Origin of the sequence: Sulfurimonas sp. (genome assembly GCF_023229025.1) — a bacterium.
Lineage (GTDB): Bacteria > Campylobacterota > Campylobacteria > Campylobacterales > Sulfurimonadaceae > Sulfurimonas.
The window spans coordinates 14,015-30,139 of the sequence record NZ_JALOAA010000015.1 but is presented as its reverse complement, the minus strand read 5'-3'; the positions used below and the strand labels follow the sequence as shown (position 1 = coordinate 30,139).

Here is a 16,125-nt window from a genome sequence, read left to right as displayed (position 1 = left end):
TAGTTATAATTGCGCAATTATACCATTTAGGATGCTTTTTGTTTAATGAACTTATAAATAAACTAAAAAACGATACTTATATCACATTAGAGACTACTCCGGGACACTCGCCTCAGTTTTTACCTATCATAGAGACAATTGCGAATCTTGGACTTGACAAGCTTGTAGATGGATTTACAACTACAGATAACCCTCTGGCAAAACTAAAATATAACTCTCTTTTTGCGGCAAAGATGCTTCAAGAGAGATTTAACAAACCCGTAATTGCTACGATGAGCATGCGTGATAGAAATAAAATAGCTCTGCAATCTGACCTTCTTGGGGCAAATGAAGTAGACATAAGAGCTATTTTAGCACTAACGGGTGATCCTGCAACAATATCCGATCAACCGCACACAAAGGGTGTTTTTGAAGCAGATAGCTCCCTTTTACTTGATATTATTTTATGTTTTAACAGCAGTATTGATTATGCCGGTAAACCATTGGCACACAAGCCACAAGAGATTTACCCCTTTGCAGTTGTAAACTCTTATGCAAAAAACCCAAAAACTCTTCAAAAAAAGATGCTAAAAAAGATACAACACGGTGCGCTTGGGATTATTACGCAGCCTGTTTATGATCTTCAAAGTGCAGAACTTCTGCTTGAGCTTAAAGAGAGCGCAAACAGCCAATGCCGTACAGATAACAAAAGCGCCGAACTAATATTAGGAATTTTTCCAATTACAAAACTTCGTACAGCACAGTTTTTATCTGCACATGTACCGGGGATAAATGTACCCGATGAGTGGATAGAAGCACTTAGAGTTGCAAATGAAAAAGGTGCTAAAGAAGAGTATAGAGTCGGATTTGAGCTTAGTAAAAAGCTCTTTGATGAACTAAAAGTGCTTCATCCAAAACTTCATCTCATGACTGCAAACCACTTTGAGCTAGCCAAAAACATACTCTCATAATTTATGTAGATGCCGGCTCACCCTTAAAGTTACGTATAAACTCTCTAAATTTATCTATTTTTAGCGGTTTACTAAAATAGTACCCTTGTACTTGATTGCAGTTTAATAACTCCAATGCCTCTATATGCTCTTTAGTCTCAGACCCCTCCGCTATAACATCTTTACCTAGTGCATCTGCCATGGCTATAATGGTAGCAACGATTGAGCGGTCATCCTCATCTTTGTCTATATCAAGAACAAAGCTGCGGTCTATCTTTATTGTTTGCGCGGGCAATTTTTTAAGATAGCTAAGTGATGAGTAACCTGTTCCAAAATCATCAATTGAGAGGTTTAGGCCTTTTGAGTGGAGTATATTTAATATTGAGAGAGATTTATCAAGATCTTTCATAATATGGCTCTCTGTAATTTCAAGCTCCACATATCTTCTATCTACTCCTACCTCACCTACAATAGCACAAAAATCATCGATAAAAGAGCTGTCACTTAGCTGTTTATTAGATACGTTGATAGATACCGTAAGCAAATTACCCTCATCATGAAGTGCTTTTGTATCTTTTAAAGCCTGTTTTGCAACCCATAAGCCTATTTGACATATCTGTCCCGTCTCCTCTGATATGCCAATAAATTTATCCGGTCTTATAAGCCCTATATCTTGATGATTCCAGCGTACTAAAGCCTCCATACCATAAACACTTTTTGTCTTAAGGTTTATTTTTGGCTGATACTCTAAGAATAGTTCTCCTTCACTTATAGCGCTACGCAGTCCATTTTCAATAAGAGACCTCTCTCTTATTTTATCATTCATCGCTTTTGTAAAAAACTTATAACTATTTTTTCCACTCTCTTTTACTTGATACATAGCTGTGTCGGCAGCCTTTACAAGCTCTTCATAACTCTCTCCGTCATCGGGGTAAATGCTTATGCCGATACTCACACCGGTATAAAGTTCTAAACCGTTTATAATAACCGGACTTTTAAATTTATTTATTATTTTTTCTGCAACATACGCCGCATCCGATATTGATTTTACCTCTTCTAATATTATAGTAAACTCATCTCCACCAAGTCTAGCTAATGTGTCCTCTTCGCGAATAAGCTCTTGAATTGATTTTGCAACTTCTATTAAAAACTTATCGCCCATAAAGTGATCAAATGAGTCGTTAATACTTTTAAAATTATCCATATCTATAAAAAGCAGCGCCATCTTCGCACCGCTTCTCTTTAGCGCAGGTATTTTATTCATAACACGTTCTTGAAACAGTATTCTATTTGGAAGGTCAGTAAGCGAATCAAAATATGCGAGATTATGTATAAGAGTCTCTTTGTGTTTTTTATCGCTTATATCGTTAACTATTGATATATAATTTGTTAATCTACCATTTTCATCATGTAGAGCTGTAATGCTTATATCTGCACTAAAAAACTCTCCATTTTTTCTTCTATCTTTAATCTCTCCACTATAGTGATGTTTTTCATTGAGTTGCTTCCATAAATTTTTATAAAATTCGTTATCATGCCAACCTGAGCTAAAGGTATTTGGAGTTTTTCCTTTGATATCTTCTATCTTATAGCCTGTCATAGCACTATATGCACTGTTTATAGCAATAATTCGCTGTTTATCATCAGTAATTAAAACACCGTCACTCATCTTCTCAAAAACTGCAGATGCAAGTATGAGTTCATTTTCTGCGCTTTTTCTTTTAGTTATGTCATGAACTGTACCGATAGATTTTATAATATTGCCATGGCTGTCAAAATCGTGCTCGCATCTCTCCTCTACAAACCCGATTTCATCGTTTTTTCGCACAATTCGATGTTCAATATAATAGCCCTGTTTATTTTTAATAGATAGTGCATAAGCACTCTTTACGCTCTCAACATCCTCTGGATGCACAAAGCTTAAAAAAGCCTCATAAGTTGCATCAAACTCTTGAGGCTCAAGTCCGAATATGCGGTAAACTTCATCAGACCAGTACAGGGAGTTATTTACAAGATCAAGCTCCCAATGCCCGATTTTTGCAAGTGCTTGAGCCTGCAGTAAACCACCATATAATTTTTTACAATAAAGTTCGTTTTTGCTAAATGCTGATTGCATATAATAAACTTCCTATCAATATCTATGAGATATTATATTTTATCATACTAGTTTCATAGTATGCTTAAGATAGTTTATTTTGTTATAATTGCACCACTTATTTAATGGAATGATTATGATTGATTTAAAACTACTACAAAAAGATTTTGGGAGCGTTAGTGACAAGCTTCTTAAAAAAGGTGTTGACATTAAACTCCTTGATTTGCTAAAGAGAAAAAATGAGGAGTTAAAGAGCGCAAAAGCTAATTATGAAACACTTCAAGCTGCTCAAAACAGTATGAGCAGAGAGTTTGGCATTTATAAAAAAGAGGGTAAGGATATTAGCGAGTTAAAAGAGAGAGTTGATGCCAATAAGATAAAAATAGCCGAAGCTCTTGAAGCACAACGCACAAAACAAGATGAGCTTGAATCCCTTGCCATGTCAATTCCAAACATACCCGACGACGATGTTCCAGAGGGTGAAGATGAATGTAGCAACGTAGAACTTAAGAAAATTTTAACCCCAAGAGAGTTTAATTTTACTCCAAAAGAGCATTGGGAGCTAGCAGAGCAAAATGGTTGGATAGACTTTGAGCGCGGTGTAAAACTAGCTACTAGCCGATTTAGCGTCTCTTTTGGAATGGGCGCAAAACTCGAACGTGCACTAATTAACTTCATGCTAAATTTTAACTCAAAACGTGGATTTCAAGAAGTCAGTGTACCCTCTATCGTAAACAGAGCCGCACTAGAGGGCACGGGACAACTTCCAAAGTTTGAAGATGACCTCTACAAAATAGAGAATCAAGAGCTTTTTTTAATCCCTACCGCAGAGGTTCCGGTTACTAACCTCTACCAAGATGAGATACTATCCCCAAGCCAACTACCCATAAAAATGACGGCTTACACCTCTTGTTTTAGAAAAGAGGCAGGTGCGGCAGGACGCGATACGAGAGGCATGATACGTCAACATCAATTTCATAAAGTCGAACTTGTATCTATAACAAAACCGCAAGATAGCGATAAAGTTTTTGATGAGATGGTTCAAACTGCCTCAGATCTTCTTAGCGCATTAGAACTCCCTCATCGCCTTGTAATGTTATGCGGTGGAGACTTAGGTTTTGGTGCGGCAAAAACAGTAGATTTAGAAGTTTGGCTTCCGGGACAAAACTCATATAGAGAGATAAGTTCAGTCTCAAACACAAGAGAGTTTCAGGCTAGACGCGCAAAGATAAGATACAAAGATGAAAATAAAAACTCTTTTGTTCACACCCTAAACGGCTCATCACTTGCCGTGGGTAGAACTATGGTCGCAATTATGGAGAACTTTCAAAACGAGGATGGAAGCATAACGATTCCTAAGGTCTTGGAGCCGTATATAAACTGATATAATGGTACTTTTTTTGCTTTAAAAAAGAAACGATAGCAAGGTAGATAATGGCTGATGCACTAGAAGAAGAGATAATAATCATTGAAGACAGCGACGCTGCTTATGATACCGTTACTTCAAACTCATCAATAATAGACGAAAGTTCATCTGCCGCAACTAAAAAGAAGTTTGTTTTAATTGGTATCGGTGCCGCTCTTTTATTAATTATTGCACTGCTTATGTTTACGCTAAAGAGTGATGAAAAAAGACCTATGGATACTTCTATGGGCTATATAGATGAAAGGCTTGAAAAGCTACCTTCAGAACCCGTAGAGCCTAGTAGAATTGAAAATATGATAGCAAAGGCCGACTATCTCTACTCAACCGGCTCAAAAACTGAAGCTCTTGCTCTTTATGAAAAGATAGCTCACTATAGCGAGGCTGTCTCTGCATATAATTTGGGAGTCGCACAACTAAAAGATGCTCAGTATGAAACTGCGCTTGACTCCTTTAAAAAAGCGATACAAAACAATGAAAAAAGATGCGTAAGCGCAATTAATGCAGCCGTATCTTCCCTGCATCTTCAAAACGAAGAGAGCTTTAGATACTATATAGATTTAGCTCATGCATACCTGCCTCAGGAGAGGCAATCACCTCTGTACTCTTACTACTACGCCCTAATTAACTACTACAAGGGTAACTATTTAGAAGCTCTAAGTGCACTCAAAAACCCGACTTCAAAGGAGTATTTGAGAGTTCAAAATAGTCTTAGTGCTAGAATCAATGCTCTTTTTGATAATGATTATAGTGCAATAGAAAGTATGGAAAGCAATTCTCAAGCTCTTGATGATTTTAGCCTAGGGCTTCTTTATGGAAGAGTCGGAGATCTTACACTAGCAAAAAACTATTTTCAAAATGCCATTACAAAAGGTATAGAGCCGGTAAAATCTCAACTTGCTCTTGGGTATGTAAATCTAAAGTCCGGTCAAATTCAAGAAGGGGCTAAAAATATAGAAAATATAACAGATATGTTTGGAGAAGAGGTCTATAAGCCATACCCTATCAGAGTTAAACTAAAGGAGTCGTTATTTGATCCCAATCGGGCTCAAGATCGATACAGAAACATCACTATCAATAGTAAAAAGATTGATTATCAAAAGATATTCTACTTTTCGCCTTACAAAATATTTAACGCAAATCAGACAATAAGCTATATACGAAAAGGAAATGCAAATATATATATTGACAATATAGACTCTGCAAAAGAGTACCTTCTAAAAAGCTCCTCTTCATCAAGCGTAAATATCGGTATAGTAAATGCAATTAAAAAAGCTCTCTCTTTTAGACTAAGAGAAGCTAATGAGATGCTACAAAAATTAGTAGAGGTTCAACCAAAACACTCAATTTTACACTACAACCTTGCTCTTACATATGCTCAAATGGGCAACATGCCTGATGCGTATAAGCACTTTTTACGCTCTTACAATCTTGATGCAAAGAACTACCTCTCCGGAATATATGCTATTATGACTTCTCAGTTAATTGATAACGAAAATGCCAAACTTCTATCCATCATAAAAGAGGCTGTCGCTCTTGAAGAGTTCTCAGAAGAGATGGATCTATACAACACGCTTCTTTTTATCGCCCAAGGAAACACAGCTTTGTTAAACGATTGGCTTGATAGAGAGTATAAACAGCGTCCTTTATATATGGCACTTGATATTATCATTGCTCTAAAGCAGAATAACCATGACGCTGCACAAAAATCAGCCAAGCAACTAACAGTAATGTTACCAAATGAGATAGTTCCGCATATGATGTATATTGATGCTCACTTTAATAAGCTAGAGCAAAAAGCGTATGCAAAAGAGGTAATGAATTATTTAAAGGTGCAGGATTTAAACTTTAACGATTTATACTTTGGTGCACATATCTCAAGGTATCTATATATTCAACAAAATTTAATTATCGGCAGGCTCTACTTTTTAAGAGAACAGCTAAAAAGCGTGCTGGAATCGACGACTGAAAATACCCATGAGCTGACAAGTGCTTTGGCTCTTGCTTCACTTTATGACGGTGCTTTTGAAGAGTCCTACTCTCTTTATAATAATCTTATCGATAATCTTAAGGTAAGAGATTCTCAAACACTCTTCTTAGGAGCAGCCGCTTCAACTGCGGCAGAGCATCATGCTAATGCAATTGCTCTACTAGAGCTCTCAAAACTAAAAAATCCAAGCTTCTTGGAGAGTAGATACGCACTCGGCCTTCTGTATCTTGAAGTAAAAAACAACAAGGGAGCCGTAATTCAGCTCTCAAGGATAAATAAAAATAGTTTTAACTCTGAATATTTTAATTTTAGTATAGATACAGATGCGTTAATGTTTGAAAAAACTCAGAAGTAGAGATTTTACTTCTTAGTCGGTGAACTCTTTTTAGTATCATTTGTAAAATAGCCCACAAGAGACTCTGATGCCCTAAGCTCATTGCCTATACCGATATTTAATCTAAAATTATGTGGCAGATACAACTCTGTGATTCCGTTTACCACAACCCCATATCTTGAACCTTGCATTAAGTTTTGACCCTCAATTATATCTACATCGATGCCTTTTATACTCTGTTTTAATCTATGAACAACTTTTATCTTATTTGATGACTTTGTATCCATAAAAACTAATTTAACATTTTCATTAATATCTTTTGAGAGAGCAGCAAGAGGAGATATTCTAGCACCTCTTCGTAACTCTTTTTGCTTTAGAGATGAAGTAAAAGGAGCTCTAAGCAGAGCCACATTTAAGTAACTGCCCTCTACCTCCACTTTATATGCATAGCTATTCTCATCTTCAAGCTCTTCAATTGATCTTACTACACCATCAACTGGGCTTACCACGCTATTTTCTTGATAAAGCATGCTCTCTCTTTCAGGATTTCTAAAAATAAAAATAAAAAACAGCGTAACCAAAAAAGCTAAAAATTGTAAAAAACTAAAATCAAATATCGTAAAAACTACTAAAAAAAAGAGTGAAGCTGCTAGATAACTCCACCCCTCTTTGGCTATTGGTAAAAGATTACTCTTCATCTAGATCCCCTTTTTCCTCTTTTTGCTTATCTTCTTTTTGCTTTTCCTCTTTCTCTTCTTTAGCCATTTTTGCATCAGCTTTAAGCTCTTCTTCTATCTCATCGACAACAAGATTTACTTTAGACTCCATGCCGTTTTTTTCTTCAAAATTTATGATTATATCCCTAACCTCTTCTCCGGTTATGTTCTCTTTTTTATAAAGAAGCTTGACCATCTCTTCAATAGCACCTCTATACTCTTCTAATCTACCCACGACAAATTCATATCTCTCTTGGAGTGATGACCTGATAAACTCATCCATTCCTTCAGCTGTTTTATCGCTATAATCTTTTGCAGCCTGAGCTCCGCCACCTAAGAATGAGTGTCTAGTTTTTTCTAGAACCATTAAACCTGCAACATCACTCATCCCGTAAGTTTGAACCATAGATTTGACGATATCTGTTGCTCTTTCTAAGTCGTTACCTGCCCCTGTTGAGATTTCACCTATAAAAACCTCTTCTGCTGCACGACCGCCAAGAAGAACATCTACTTCTGCCCAAAGCTCATGACGTTGCATCATAAATTTGTTCTCTTCTGGTGTATTTAGAGTGTAACCGAGTGCTGCTAATCCACGAGGAACAATAGATACTTTTGATACCTTCTTAGCTCCTATAGTTGTCTCAGCTATCAGAGCGTGTCCACTTTCATGATAAGCGACAATCTTCTTCTCTTTAGGGTTAATTCTTCGAGATTTTTTAGCAAGACCTGCTAAAGCACGCTCAACTGACTCATAAAGATCTTTTTGCGTAACTGTTTTTTGACTTTTTCTACCTGCTAAAAGAGCTCCTTCATTAACAATATTTGCTAAATCAGCTCCCGCCAAGCCTGCAGTAAGGCGAGCTATCTCTTCAAGATCTACATCCTTATCCATCTTAACGCCTCTGACATGAACATTGAGAATTTTAACACGACCTTCAAAGTCAGGTTTATCCACAAGTACCTGTCTGTCAAAACGTCCCGGTCTCAAAAGCGCTTGATCAAGTATTTCAGGTCTGTTTGTAGCAGCTAGGATAATAACAGGGGTGTCTGTTCCAAAACCATCCATCTCTGCAAGTAGCTGATTTAAAGTTTGCTCTCTCTCATCATTGCCGCCCATTTGAGCACCTGCTGCACGACTTTTACCAATAGCGTCTATCTCATCTATAAATATTATACTCGGTGCATCTTTTTTTGCCTGTTCAAACAGATCTCTAACACGGGCTGCTCCCACACCGACAAACATCTCTATAAAACTAGATCCCGTTACTGAGAAAAACGGTACATCCGCTTCACCTGCAACAGCTTTTGCCAAAAGAGTTTTTCCGGTACCGGGGCTACCGACTAACAAAACACCTTTTGGAATTTTTGCACCGATTTCTACATAACGACCGGGGTACTTTAAGAAGTCTACAATCTCTTGAACTTCCTCTTTTGCCTCTTCTACACCTGCAACGTCATCAAATTTTGTTTTTGGCTTCTCTGAATTAATCATCTTCTTAGAGCCGCCCATTCCCAAAATTCCACTGCCCATGCTCTTTTGCATTCGTCCTGCAAAAAACATCCATATTGCTATAATAATCAGAAACGGAAAGAGCCAGCCAAACATCTCAGTAAACCAGTTTGTTTCACTAAAGCCCGTATATTCAATGTTTTGTTTATCTAGCTCTTCTGTTAGCCTTGTATCACTAGGGACTATTCTTGTAGTATAGAGTGTTGAATTATCGCTCCCGAATGCTTTTATATAGCTCTGACCTATCTCGACCTTTTTTACGCCTTTTGACTCTATTAATGATTTAAGCTCCGAATAACTAATCTGCTGTACTTTTTTATTGCCGGCAGCAATTCCGTCTGTACCGCTATTTTCTCCAATAAGTGCTTTGAAAAGCAAAATAATTACTACTGAGAAAACTGCAAATGTTACAAGTGGATTTTTATTGAAAAAATTATTATCATCGTTTTTATTATTTTTGTTCTGCATTTCTATTTTCTACCTTGTTTTAGTATTAATGTAACCCACTCATCTTGGGTTATTTTTTCTAAGATTTCAAAATCTTGGTAAAATTTTAAAACTTTTGACTCATATTTATCTAATATTCCCGAGAGTATAAGAACTCCACCCTCTTTTAAAACACTTTTTAAATCATTTGCTATAAAAGTGAGTACATCTGCGACTATATTTGCTACAACGACATCGTAACTTTTTTTTGTCTGGCTACATGAGCCTTCCCATAAATTTTCAAACTTTACAGAGTTTAATTTGGCATTTAGCTCGCTGTTTTCTACGCATACTATGTCGGTATCGCAAGCATCGACAACTGCACCGAGTTTTATAGCTCCTATGCCTAAAATACCGCTTCCACACCCTACATCTAGAACCAAATCACCTTTTTTTACATATTTTGCTACTGCTCTTAGTGAGGTTGCCGTTGTTGGATGATGACCTGTGCCAAAAGCTAAAGCGGGATCTATTTCTATATTGATTAATTCATCATGTGGTGCATTCCATGTGGGATGAATATAAAACTTATCAATAACAAGCGGCTCTATGCTCTTTTGATAAATCTCTACCCAGTCACTGTTCTTGAGCTTTGTTTGCGTACACTCAACGTCTATATTTTCGCCAAGCGCTTTTGAAAGAGCTTCACCAAACTGCTCTAAACCCCATATAATAGTCTCAAGGTTATCTTCACTTCTTATAATAAAGCCATTATCAGTCTCTTCAAAACCTATAGGTAAAGTATCTGTTAAAAAATCTAAGAAGAGGGAGTGATGAGAAGATACAGTGACTTTTAACTCAAAGTAATGCTCTTGCATTACACCTCTATACCCATAACGGCGCCAAGTTTCTCTTTTAAAACCTGTGGCGTAAACGGTTTTACAATATAGTTGTTAACACCGGCTTTGAGTGCAGTTATAACCTCTGTTTTACCACCCTCTGTTGTTACCATAATTATAGGTAAGTCTACAAATCTCTCATCGGCACGTACTTTCTTGACAAGCTCAAGACCATTCATCTCAGGCATATTCCAATCAGTTATAAGCATATCTACATCAGGATTTGCATTTAAAACACTCCATCCTTCAGCACCGTCAGCCCCCTCTAGAACATCTTTATGACCAAGTCTTGCTAGCGTATTTTTAATAATACGACGCATTGTGGAACTATCGTCGACAACAAGTAGTTTCAAGGAGAATCCTTTTTATAAAATTTGCAAATTAATTAGTAATAATACCTAAATTTTATTAATTTTATGATTAAGAAGTACTTTAGCTAAGGAGTTTAAACATTTTTTCTAAATCGAGCGTTCCTTCATAATAGGCCTTTCCTATTATTACTCCATCTACTATATTTGTTGCTATAAGAGCTTGGATATCACTCTCATCTTTAACACCGCCACTTGCAATTGTACTAATTCCGCTTGCTTTTGCAATCTCTACCGTAAACTCTACATTCACACCGCTAAGTGTGCCATCTTTACTTACATCCGTGCATATAATTGCTTCAACTCCGGCATTTGCAAATTCACGCGCCAAATCAGTCGCGAGCATCGAGCTGACTTCACCCCATCCCTCAACTGCTACAAAACCGTCAATAGCATCAATTCCGACAGCAACAGGATATTTAGCCGCCATATCTTTTACAAACTGTGGATTCTTTACTGCGATTGAGCCTAAAATAACTCTATCTATCCCAATATCAAGCATCTTCTTAATTGTTTCTTCATCACGAATCCCGCCACCTAGTTCAAGCTTTACACTGCAGTTTTCTCTTATTTTTATAATCTGATCCAAGTTTTTGGGCTCACCGGCAAATGCACCGTTTAAATCGACTAAGTGTACCCACTCAGCACCCATCTCTTCAAACTTTTTAACAAGCATCCAAGGCTCATCGGAGTATATCTTTGCACTATCCATAAGACCCTTTGTTAGTCTTACCGCCTTTCCGTCTTTTAAATCAATCGCTGGGTATAAAGTCATGTAAATAAATCCTTTAATTATAAGCCACAAGTGGCGTGAGCCCTCTGCTGAAGAGAACTTAGTGTTAACGTAGCTAGCGGAATTACTTCCGATAGCGTATCTATTATAGCCTTGTAAAGTTTTCTAATATTTTAAGCCCGTTTCTGTGGCTTTTTTCAGGGTGTGGCTGAATTCCCATAATATTTTTATGAGCAACAGCAGATGCAAACTCATATCCATATATTGTCTTGCCTATAACATCCTCCTCATTTTGACACACCACATGATAAGAGTGGACAAAATAGAGATAATGCTCCTTGTCTAAGCCTATAAAGAGTGGATGTTCTTTTGTAAACATCCTGTTCCAGCCCATGTGTGGAACTTTTAACGGCTCTTTGAATTTAGACTTATCAAATGCAACAACTCTTCCTTTAATAAGCCCCAATCCTTCATTGTCTCCAAACTCTTCGCTACTCTCAAACAGAAGCTGCATACCTAGACATACTCCAAGTATCGGCTTTGAAGAGGCTGCAAACTCTTTAATAGCATCAATCATATCTCGGCTACGTAAGTGCTCCATAGCATCACCAAAAGCTCCCACCCCAGGTAGAATTAACTTATCATACTCTTTGAACTTTAGAGGATTGCTCTCAACAACACTCTTAGCTCCAACTTTTGCACAAGCATTTTGAACACTTGCAAGGTTTCCCATGTTATAGTCAACAATTCCTATCATTCATCAATCTTTAATTTTGTAAATTTTATATATATCGCCAATGTTACCAAGAGCATCGAAACCCCTCCAACTATATACATGGCATATAGTATCTTTTCCGGGTCTGTAATCGCAAACTTAAATACCAGCATAAGCGCTTCTATCGAAAGGGCTATTATAATTGAGCCTAAAAACCTAACCATAGTTTTATGCGGACCGGATATACTACTTTGCTTGCTTCTACCCAATATCTCTTCCTCTATAAGAGTTTTTGCCAAATCAAATATTGCTAGCGCGAGTGTAATTAAAATTGTTGCTTCAAATACATCTTTTATCTTAAAATGCTCAGGCGATATCTCATATACAAAGAAACTCTGCACTCCTTTTAGAAAAAGAAGCAAAGCAACTGCTATAAGTGCAAATGAGAACACCGCATAAGAGTATCTAAAAAGAGACATGAAAAATTTATCATATTTGCTCGATCTAGATATTTTTATAACTTCATCAAGTGGCATATCCAGACATGCAACATATTTTAACTCCCCTTGACTATCGTACACGGGTTGTGACGCAGTTACACACAAATCACCGGTGATAAGCGAGGGATATGGGTCTGTTATGGTACATCTGGACTCTTTTACCGCTCGGTAGTAGTAGGCACGGTCAGATCTAATTCTCCCTACATCCTTATCAATCTGACCTCCGGATATAAATGTAGGGGAGACTTGAACTCCTCGATGATCAAGAAGATAAACTCCGTCACAATTCTCCAAATCTGCCTTTATCTTTAAGAGTCTAGGCATTATGGACTCTACTGAGGGTGAAGGGAGTCTATTTTGAATATTTTTTGAAAAGAGATAACAGAAGTAGGCTCTTGCTTTAGTACGACCTTGAGAAAAATTTTGTATATCAGATATAACCATTTATTTTCTTGCCTTATTTAGATAATGGACGCAATTATACCAAAGGCATTGTTACATTTTGATATAATCCGCCTTAAATAAAGTTGGAGTTTTTTTATAATGGGTTTTAAGGTTTTTTTACTATTTGAAAAATTTTTGATGCTGCTTCCAAAGAGAATAAGAAAAAGTTTTTTTGTTTTCTTGGCAAATATCGCATACTACCTCTCATCAAGATACAGAAATATCGGTTTTACAAATTTAGATTTTATCTTTGGTGATAAACTTACGCATAAAGAGAAAAAAAAGATTGTTAAATATAGCTTTAGAAATCTTCTACTTAACTTTTTACATTTAATGGAAATTAGATATATGAGCAAAACAGAGCTTGAGGATAAAGTAACTATCAAAAATATTCAAGCTGTAGAAAAAGCTCACAAACAAGGACGTGCCATTATATATGTAACATCCCATTATTGTGCTTGGGAGTTGGGAGCTGCAGCGATTGGAAATTTTATTGAACCTGTTTATGCAGTTTTTAAAAAGATGAAAAATCTAGATTATCAAGCTTGGGTTTTAGAGTCTCGTGGCAAATTCAACAATAAATCTTTAGAGAAGTCAAATGTTATAAAATCACTTATAAGAGTGACAAAAAACAAGGAAGCTAGCGGAATTTTAATAGATACTGCGATAAATAAAAGAGAAGGTCTTGAGGTTACATTTTTTGATAAAAAAGTTCACCAGACAGCTACTCCTGCATACTTGGCAAGAAAGTACGGCGCCGCGATTATTCCTGTTAGTATAAAAACCGATGATGAGGAGAGTTACACTCTAGAGTTTTTCGATGAGATAAAGGTAGAGAACACGCAAGATGAGAAGGCAGATATTTTAAAAGCAACGCAACTTCAAGCTGACTGGCTCACCAAGATAATAACAGATGAACCAAAATACTGGTTTTGGATACATAGAAGATTTAAGAGCAATTATCCCCAAATATATAAAAAATAGATTTTAAGTAGATCCACACTCTTTTGTTCTTGCCTCAAAGAGCTTCAATATTGTAAGAAAAAATGCTGTAATCGCAGGTCCTAGAATCATTCCCCAAAATCCAAAAGTCGTAAGTCCTGCAATAATAGCAAAGAAGATTATAAGCTCATTCATCTTGGCATCATCCTCATCTAAAAGCCTAAGGTTTATCTCTTTAATGATTAAAGGTTTTATAAAAGTATCTGCAATTACAGATATTACTATTACAGAATAAAGTGCAATAAATATGGCACTAGAACTATTTCCTGCAGAAAATTCATAAAGCATAAACGGAAGCCACATAAGAGCTCCCCCGACAACGGGAACGAGTGAAGCAAATCCATACATTATTCCAAAGAGAAGTCCATTGTATCCCATAAAAGATATAGCAACCCCAAAGAGTATCCCCTGAAACATTGCGTTGACAATTATTGAGTAAAACACAACGCTCATGACTGATGAGAGCTCTCTTGCAAGGAGCGTTGTCTCCTCAACCGACATCTGTACAACTCTTTTTAAAAAATCAACAACAAAACCGCCGTTATACTGAGCAAAAAAGTAAAATACTATCACTAAAAGTGAATTTTTAAGGTACCCTGCACTTAAAGAGCCTATGTTTCCTGTAAATGAGAGCGCGTAAGTAGCCATAGAGTTTACGCTTATATCCTTCATCAAATCATCGGTATATGGCTTTAAAAATGATAAATATTCTGGAGGATTTTGCAAAAACTCTTTAATAAAAATCTCTATATTTCTAAAAACAATCGGGTCCATACTATTTAACTTTATAGTCAATGTTGCCAAGAAGTACCCAAGCGGTACAAAGAATAGAACTGCCAATAAAAAACTTGAGATTAATGCCGCAAAAAACTTTGATTTTAGTAGTTTTTCAAAAAAATTCTGAATATTTGATGTTGAGATTGCCAGCAGAGCTGCAATAATCATGCCTAATAAAAACGGAGCATACAGAAGATACATCCAGTAAAGAGATGTTGCAAAAAGTATAGCTACAAAATATTGCGGTTTCAAAATAGACTCCCTTCGTCATTTGTCGGAACTTGGACATTTAGTATCTCATAAGTATTTCTAGTTGCTACTCTGCCCTTTGCGGTCCTCTCTAAGTAACCGTTTGCAATCAGGTACGGCTCTAAAACATCCTCTACCGTTCCCTCATCTTCGCTAAGTGCGGCTGCTATCGTACTAAGTCCCATGGCTCTTCCGTTTGCTCCGATAAGAAGATTTAGAAGCTTAATATCCATCTCATCAAAGCCATGCGAGTTTATGCCAAGCTCTTTAAGCGCATACTCTGTTCTTGCATGTGCTATACTATTTTCATTTGCCACATCCGCAAAATCTCTAACACGGCGAAGAAGTCTTAAGGCTATACGCGGCGTTCCTCTGCTTCTTTTTGCTATCTCTATACAAGCTTCATGCTCTATCTCTTTATCTAACTTTACCGAAGCCTGCAGAATTATTTTTGCAAGCTCCTCAGATGAATAAAACTGCATTCTAAAATTCATACCAAATCTATCTCTAAGTGGATTAGAAAGCATTCCGGCTCTTGTCGTAGCACCGATTAGAGTAAAGCGTGGAAGGTCTATTTTTACGGTTTGTGCAGCTGGACCGCTTCCGATAATGATATCAATGCGGAAATCTTCCATTGAGGAGTAAAGTATCTCTTCAACAGCCGGAGAGAGACGATGAATCTCATCTATAAAGAGTATATCTCCCTCTTCAAGGTTTGTCAGCAGTGCTGCTAAATCGCCGCTTTTTTCTATCATGGGAGCAGCTGTTACTTTGATGTTTGTATTCATCTCATTTGCAATAATAAGAGCTAAGGTAGTTTTTCCAAGACCTGGGGGTCCGTAAAAAAGGACATGGTCAAGTGCTTCATCTCTCTTTTTGCTTGCTTGTATAAAAACACCGAGATTTTTTTTAATCTGCTCCTGCCCGATATATTCACTCCATGCACTCGGACGCAGCGTTATCTCACTGCTCTCATCCGCATCAAATTTTTCTATCTCAACCAATCTTTCCATGT

The 16,125-nt window shown here is 36.9% G+C and carries 14 protein-coding genes; 4 read left to right on the top strand and 10 right to left on the bottom strand.

Annotated elements, in window-relative coordinates:
- The first annotated feature begins 38 nt into the window (after positions 1-38).
- Positions 39-950, top strand: a complete 912-nt coding sequence (locus tag M0Q20_RS05330) for a methylenetetrahydrofolate reductase (protein WP_295059136.1) — start codon at positions 39-41, stop codon at positions 948-950.
- A 1-nt stretch (position 951) separates the two neighbouring features.
- Here the strand turns inward: M0Q20_RS05330 and M0Q20_RS05325 are convergent, their stop codons facing one another.
- Positions 952-3,045, bottom strand: a complete 2,094-nt coding sequence (locus M0Q20_RS05325) for a GGDEF and EAL domain-containing protein (RefSeq protein WP_295059135.1) — start codon at positions 3,043-3,045, stop codon at positions 952-954.
- 115 nt (positions 3,046-3,160) lie between these two features.
- On the opposite strand from M0Q20_RS05325, the gene serS reads away from it, so the two are divergent.
- Positions 3,161-4,408, top strand: coding sequence for a serine--tRNA ligase (gene serS, locus M0Q20_RS05320; protein WP_295059134.1), 1,248 nt, complete (start codon positions 3,161-3,163; stop codon positions 4,406-4,408).
- A gap of 50 nt (positions 4,409-4,458) precedes the next feature.
- Positions 4,459-6,792, top strand: coding sequence for a hypothetical protein (locus tag M0Q20_RS05315; RefSeq protein WP_295059133.1), 2,334 nt, complete (start codon positions 4,459-4,461; stop codon positions 6,790-6,792).
- Between the two features lie 5 nt (positions 6,793-6,797).
- On the opposite strand, the gene M0Q20_RS05310 is transcribed toward M0Q20_RS05315, so the two are convergent.
- The 7 genes from M0Q20_RS05310 to M0Q20_RS05280 all read right to left on the bottom strand — a co-directional run bounded on the left by M0Q20_RS05310 (position 6,798) and on the right by M0Q20_RS05280 (position 13,082).
- The gene (locus M0Q20_RS05310; protein WP_295059132.1) at positions 6,798-7,469 is read right to left on the bottom strand and encodes a phosphatidylserine decarboxylase; all 672 of its coding nucleotides are present in this window, start codon (positions 7,467-7,469) and stop codon (positions 6,798-6,800) included.
- Positions 7,459-9,465, bottom strand: a complete 2,007-nt coding sequence (ftsH, locus tag M0Q20_RS05305; protein WP_295059131.1) for an ATP-dependent zinc metalloprotease FtsH — start codon at positions 9,463-9,465, stop codon at positions 7,459-7,461. The genes M0Q20_RS05310 and ftsH overlap by 11 nt, the downstream gene beginning before the upstream one ends.
- Positions 9,466-9,467: 2 nt before the next feature.
- The gene (locus M0Q20_RS05300) at positions 9,468-10,301 is read right to left on the bottom strand and encodes a 50S ribosomal protein L11 methyltransferase (protein ID WP_295059130.1); all 834 of its coding nucleotides are present in this window, start codon (positions 10,299-10,301) and stop codon (positions 9,468-9,470) included.
- Positions 10,301-10,675: a response regulator gene (locus M0Q20_RS05295; protein ID WP_295059129.1), complete on the bottom strand. Its 375-nt coding sequence runs from the start codon at positions 10,673-10,675 to the stop codon at positions 10,301-10,303. Before M0Q20_RS05295 ends, M0Q20_RS05300 begins: the two co-directional genes overlap by 1 nt.
- A 79-nt stretch (positions 10,676-10,754) precedes the next feature.
- On the bottom strand, positions 10,755-11,465 hold the full coding sequence (gene hisA, locus M0Q20_RS05290; RefSeq protein ID WP_295059128.1) for a 1-(5-phosphoribosyl)-5-[(5-phosphoribosylamino)methylideneamino]imidazole-4-carboxamide isomerase: 711 nt from the start codon (positions 11,463-11,465) through the stop codon (positions 10,755-10,757).
- 103 nt (positions 11,466-11,568) lie between these two features.
- Entirely contained in the window at positions 11,569-12,180 is a 612-nt protein-coding gene (gene hisH / locus M0Q20_RS05285) for an imidazole glycerol phosphate synthase subunit HisH (RefSeq protein ID WP_295059127.1), read from the bottom strand.
- Positions 12,177-13,082: a PDC sensor domain-containing protein gene (locus tag M0Q20_RS05280; protein WP_295059126.1), complete on the bottom strand. Its 906-nt coding sequence runs from the start codon at positions 13,080-13,082 to the stop codon at positions 12,177-12,179. The genes hisH and M0Q20_RS05280 overlap by 4 nt, the downstream gene beginning before the upstream one ends.
- Positions 13,083-13,181: 99 nt before the next feature.
- Here M0Q20_RS05280 and M0Q20_RS05275 point away from each other — a divergent pair, with 99 nt between their 5' ends.
- A complete protein-coding gene (locus M0Q20_RS05275) occupies positions 13,182-14,066 on the top strand; it encodes a lipid A biosynthesis lauroyl acyltransferase (RefSeq protein WP_295059125.1) in 885 nt (294 codons plus the stop codon).
- A gap of 3 nt (positions 14,067-14,069) precedes the next feature.
- On the opposite strand, the gene M0Q20_RS05270 is transcribed toward M0Q20_RS05275, so the two are convergent.
- Both M0Q20_RS05270 and ruvB read right to left on the bottom strand, forming a co-directional pair.
- A complete protein-coding gene (locus tag M0Q20_RS05270) occupies positions 14,070-15,113 on the bottom strand; it encodes an AI-2E family transporter (protein ID WP_295059124.1) in 1,044 nt (347 codons plus the stop codon).
- Positions 15,110-16,123: a Holliday junction branch migration DNA helicase RuvB gene (gene ruvB / locus M0Q20_RS05265; protein ID WP_295059123.1), complete on the bottom strand. Its 1,014-nt coding sequence runs from the start codon at positions 16,121-16,123 to the stop codon at positions 15,110-15,112. Before ruvB ends, M0Q20_RS05270 begins: the two co-directional genes overlap by 4 nt.
- Between the last annotated feature and the right edge of the window lie 2 nt (positions 16,124-16,125).

What these genes read in the sequence shown, in the direction of transcription:
- M0Q20_RS05325 (WP_295059135.1), bottom strand. Translation starts at nt 3,045, where the DNA reads ATGCAATCAGCATTTAGCAAAAACGAACTTTATTGTAAAAAATTATAT.
- serS (WP_295059134.1), top strand. Translation starts at nt 3,161, where the DNA reads ATGATTGATTTAAAACTACTACAAAAAGATTTTGGGAGCGTTAGTGAC.
- M0Q20_RS05315 (WP_295059133.1), top strand. Translation starts at nt 4,459, where the DNA reads ATGGCTGATGCACTAGAAGAAGAGATAATAATCATTGAAGACAGCGAC.
- M0Q20_RS05310 (WP_295059132.1), bottom strand. Translation starts at nt 7,469, where the DNA reads ATGAAGAGTAATCTTTTACCAATAGCCAAAGAGGGGTGGAGTTATCTA.
- ftsH (WP_295059131.1), bottom strand. Translation starts at nt 9,465, where the DNA reads ATGCAGAACAAAAATAATAAAAACGATGATAATAATTTTTTCAATAAA.
- M0Q20_RS05300 (WP_295059130.1), bottom strand. Translation starts at nt 10,301, where the DNA reads ATGCAAGAGCATTACTTTGAGTTAAAAGTCACTGTATCTTCTCATCAC.
- hisA (WP_295059128.1), bottom strand. Translation starts at nt 11,465, where the DNA reads ATGACTTTATACCCAGCGATTGATTTAAAAGACGGAAAGGCGGTAAGA.
- hisH (WP_295059127.1), bottom strand. Translation starts at nt 12,180, where the DNA reads ATGATAGGAATTGTTGACTATAACATGGGAAACCTTGCAAGTGTTCAA.
- M0Q20_RS05280 (WP_295059126.1), bottom strand. Translation starts at nt 13,082, where the DNA reads ATGGTTATATCTGATATACAAAATTTTTCTCAAGGTCGTACTAAAGCA.
- M0Q20_RS05275 (WP_295059125.1), top strand. Translation starts at nt 13,182, where the DNA reads ATGGGTTTTAAGGTTTTTTTACTATTTGAAAAATTTTTGATGCTGCTT.
- ruvB (WP_295059123.1), bottom strand. Translation starts at nt 16,123, where the DNA reads ATGGAAAGATTGGTTGAGATAGAAAAATTTGATGCGGATGAGAGCAGT.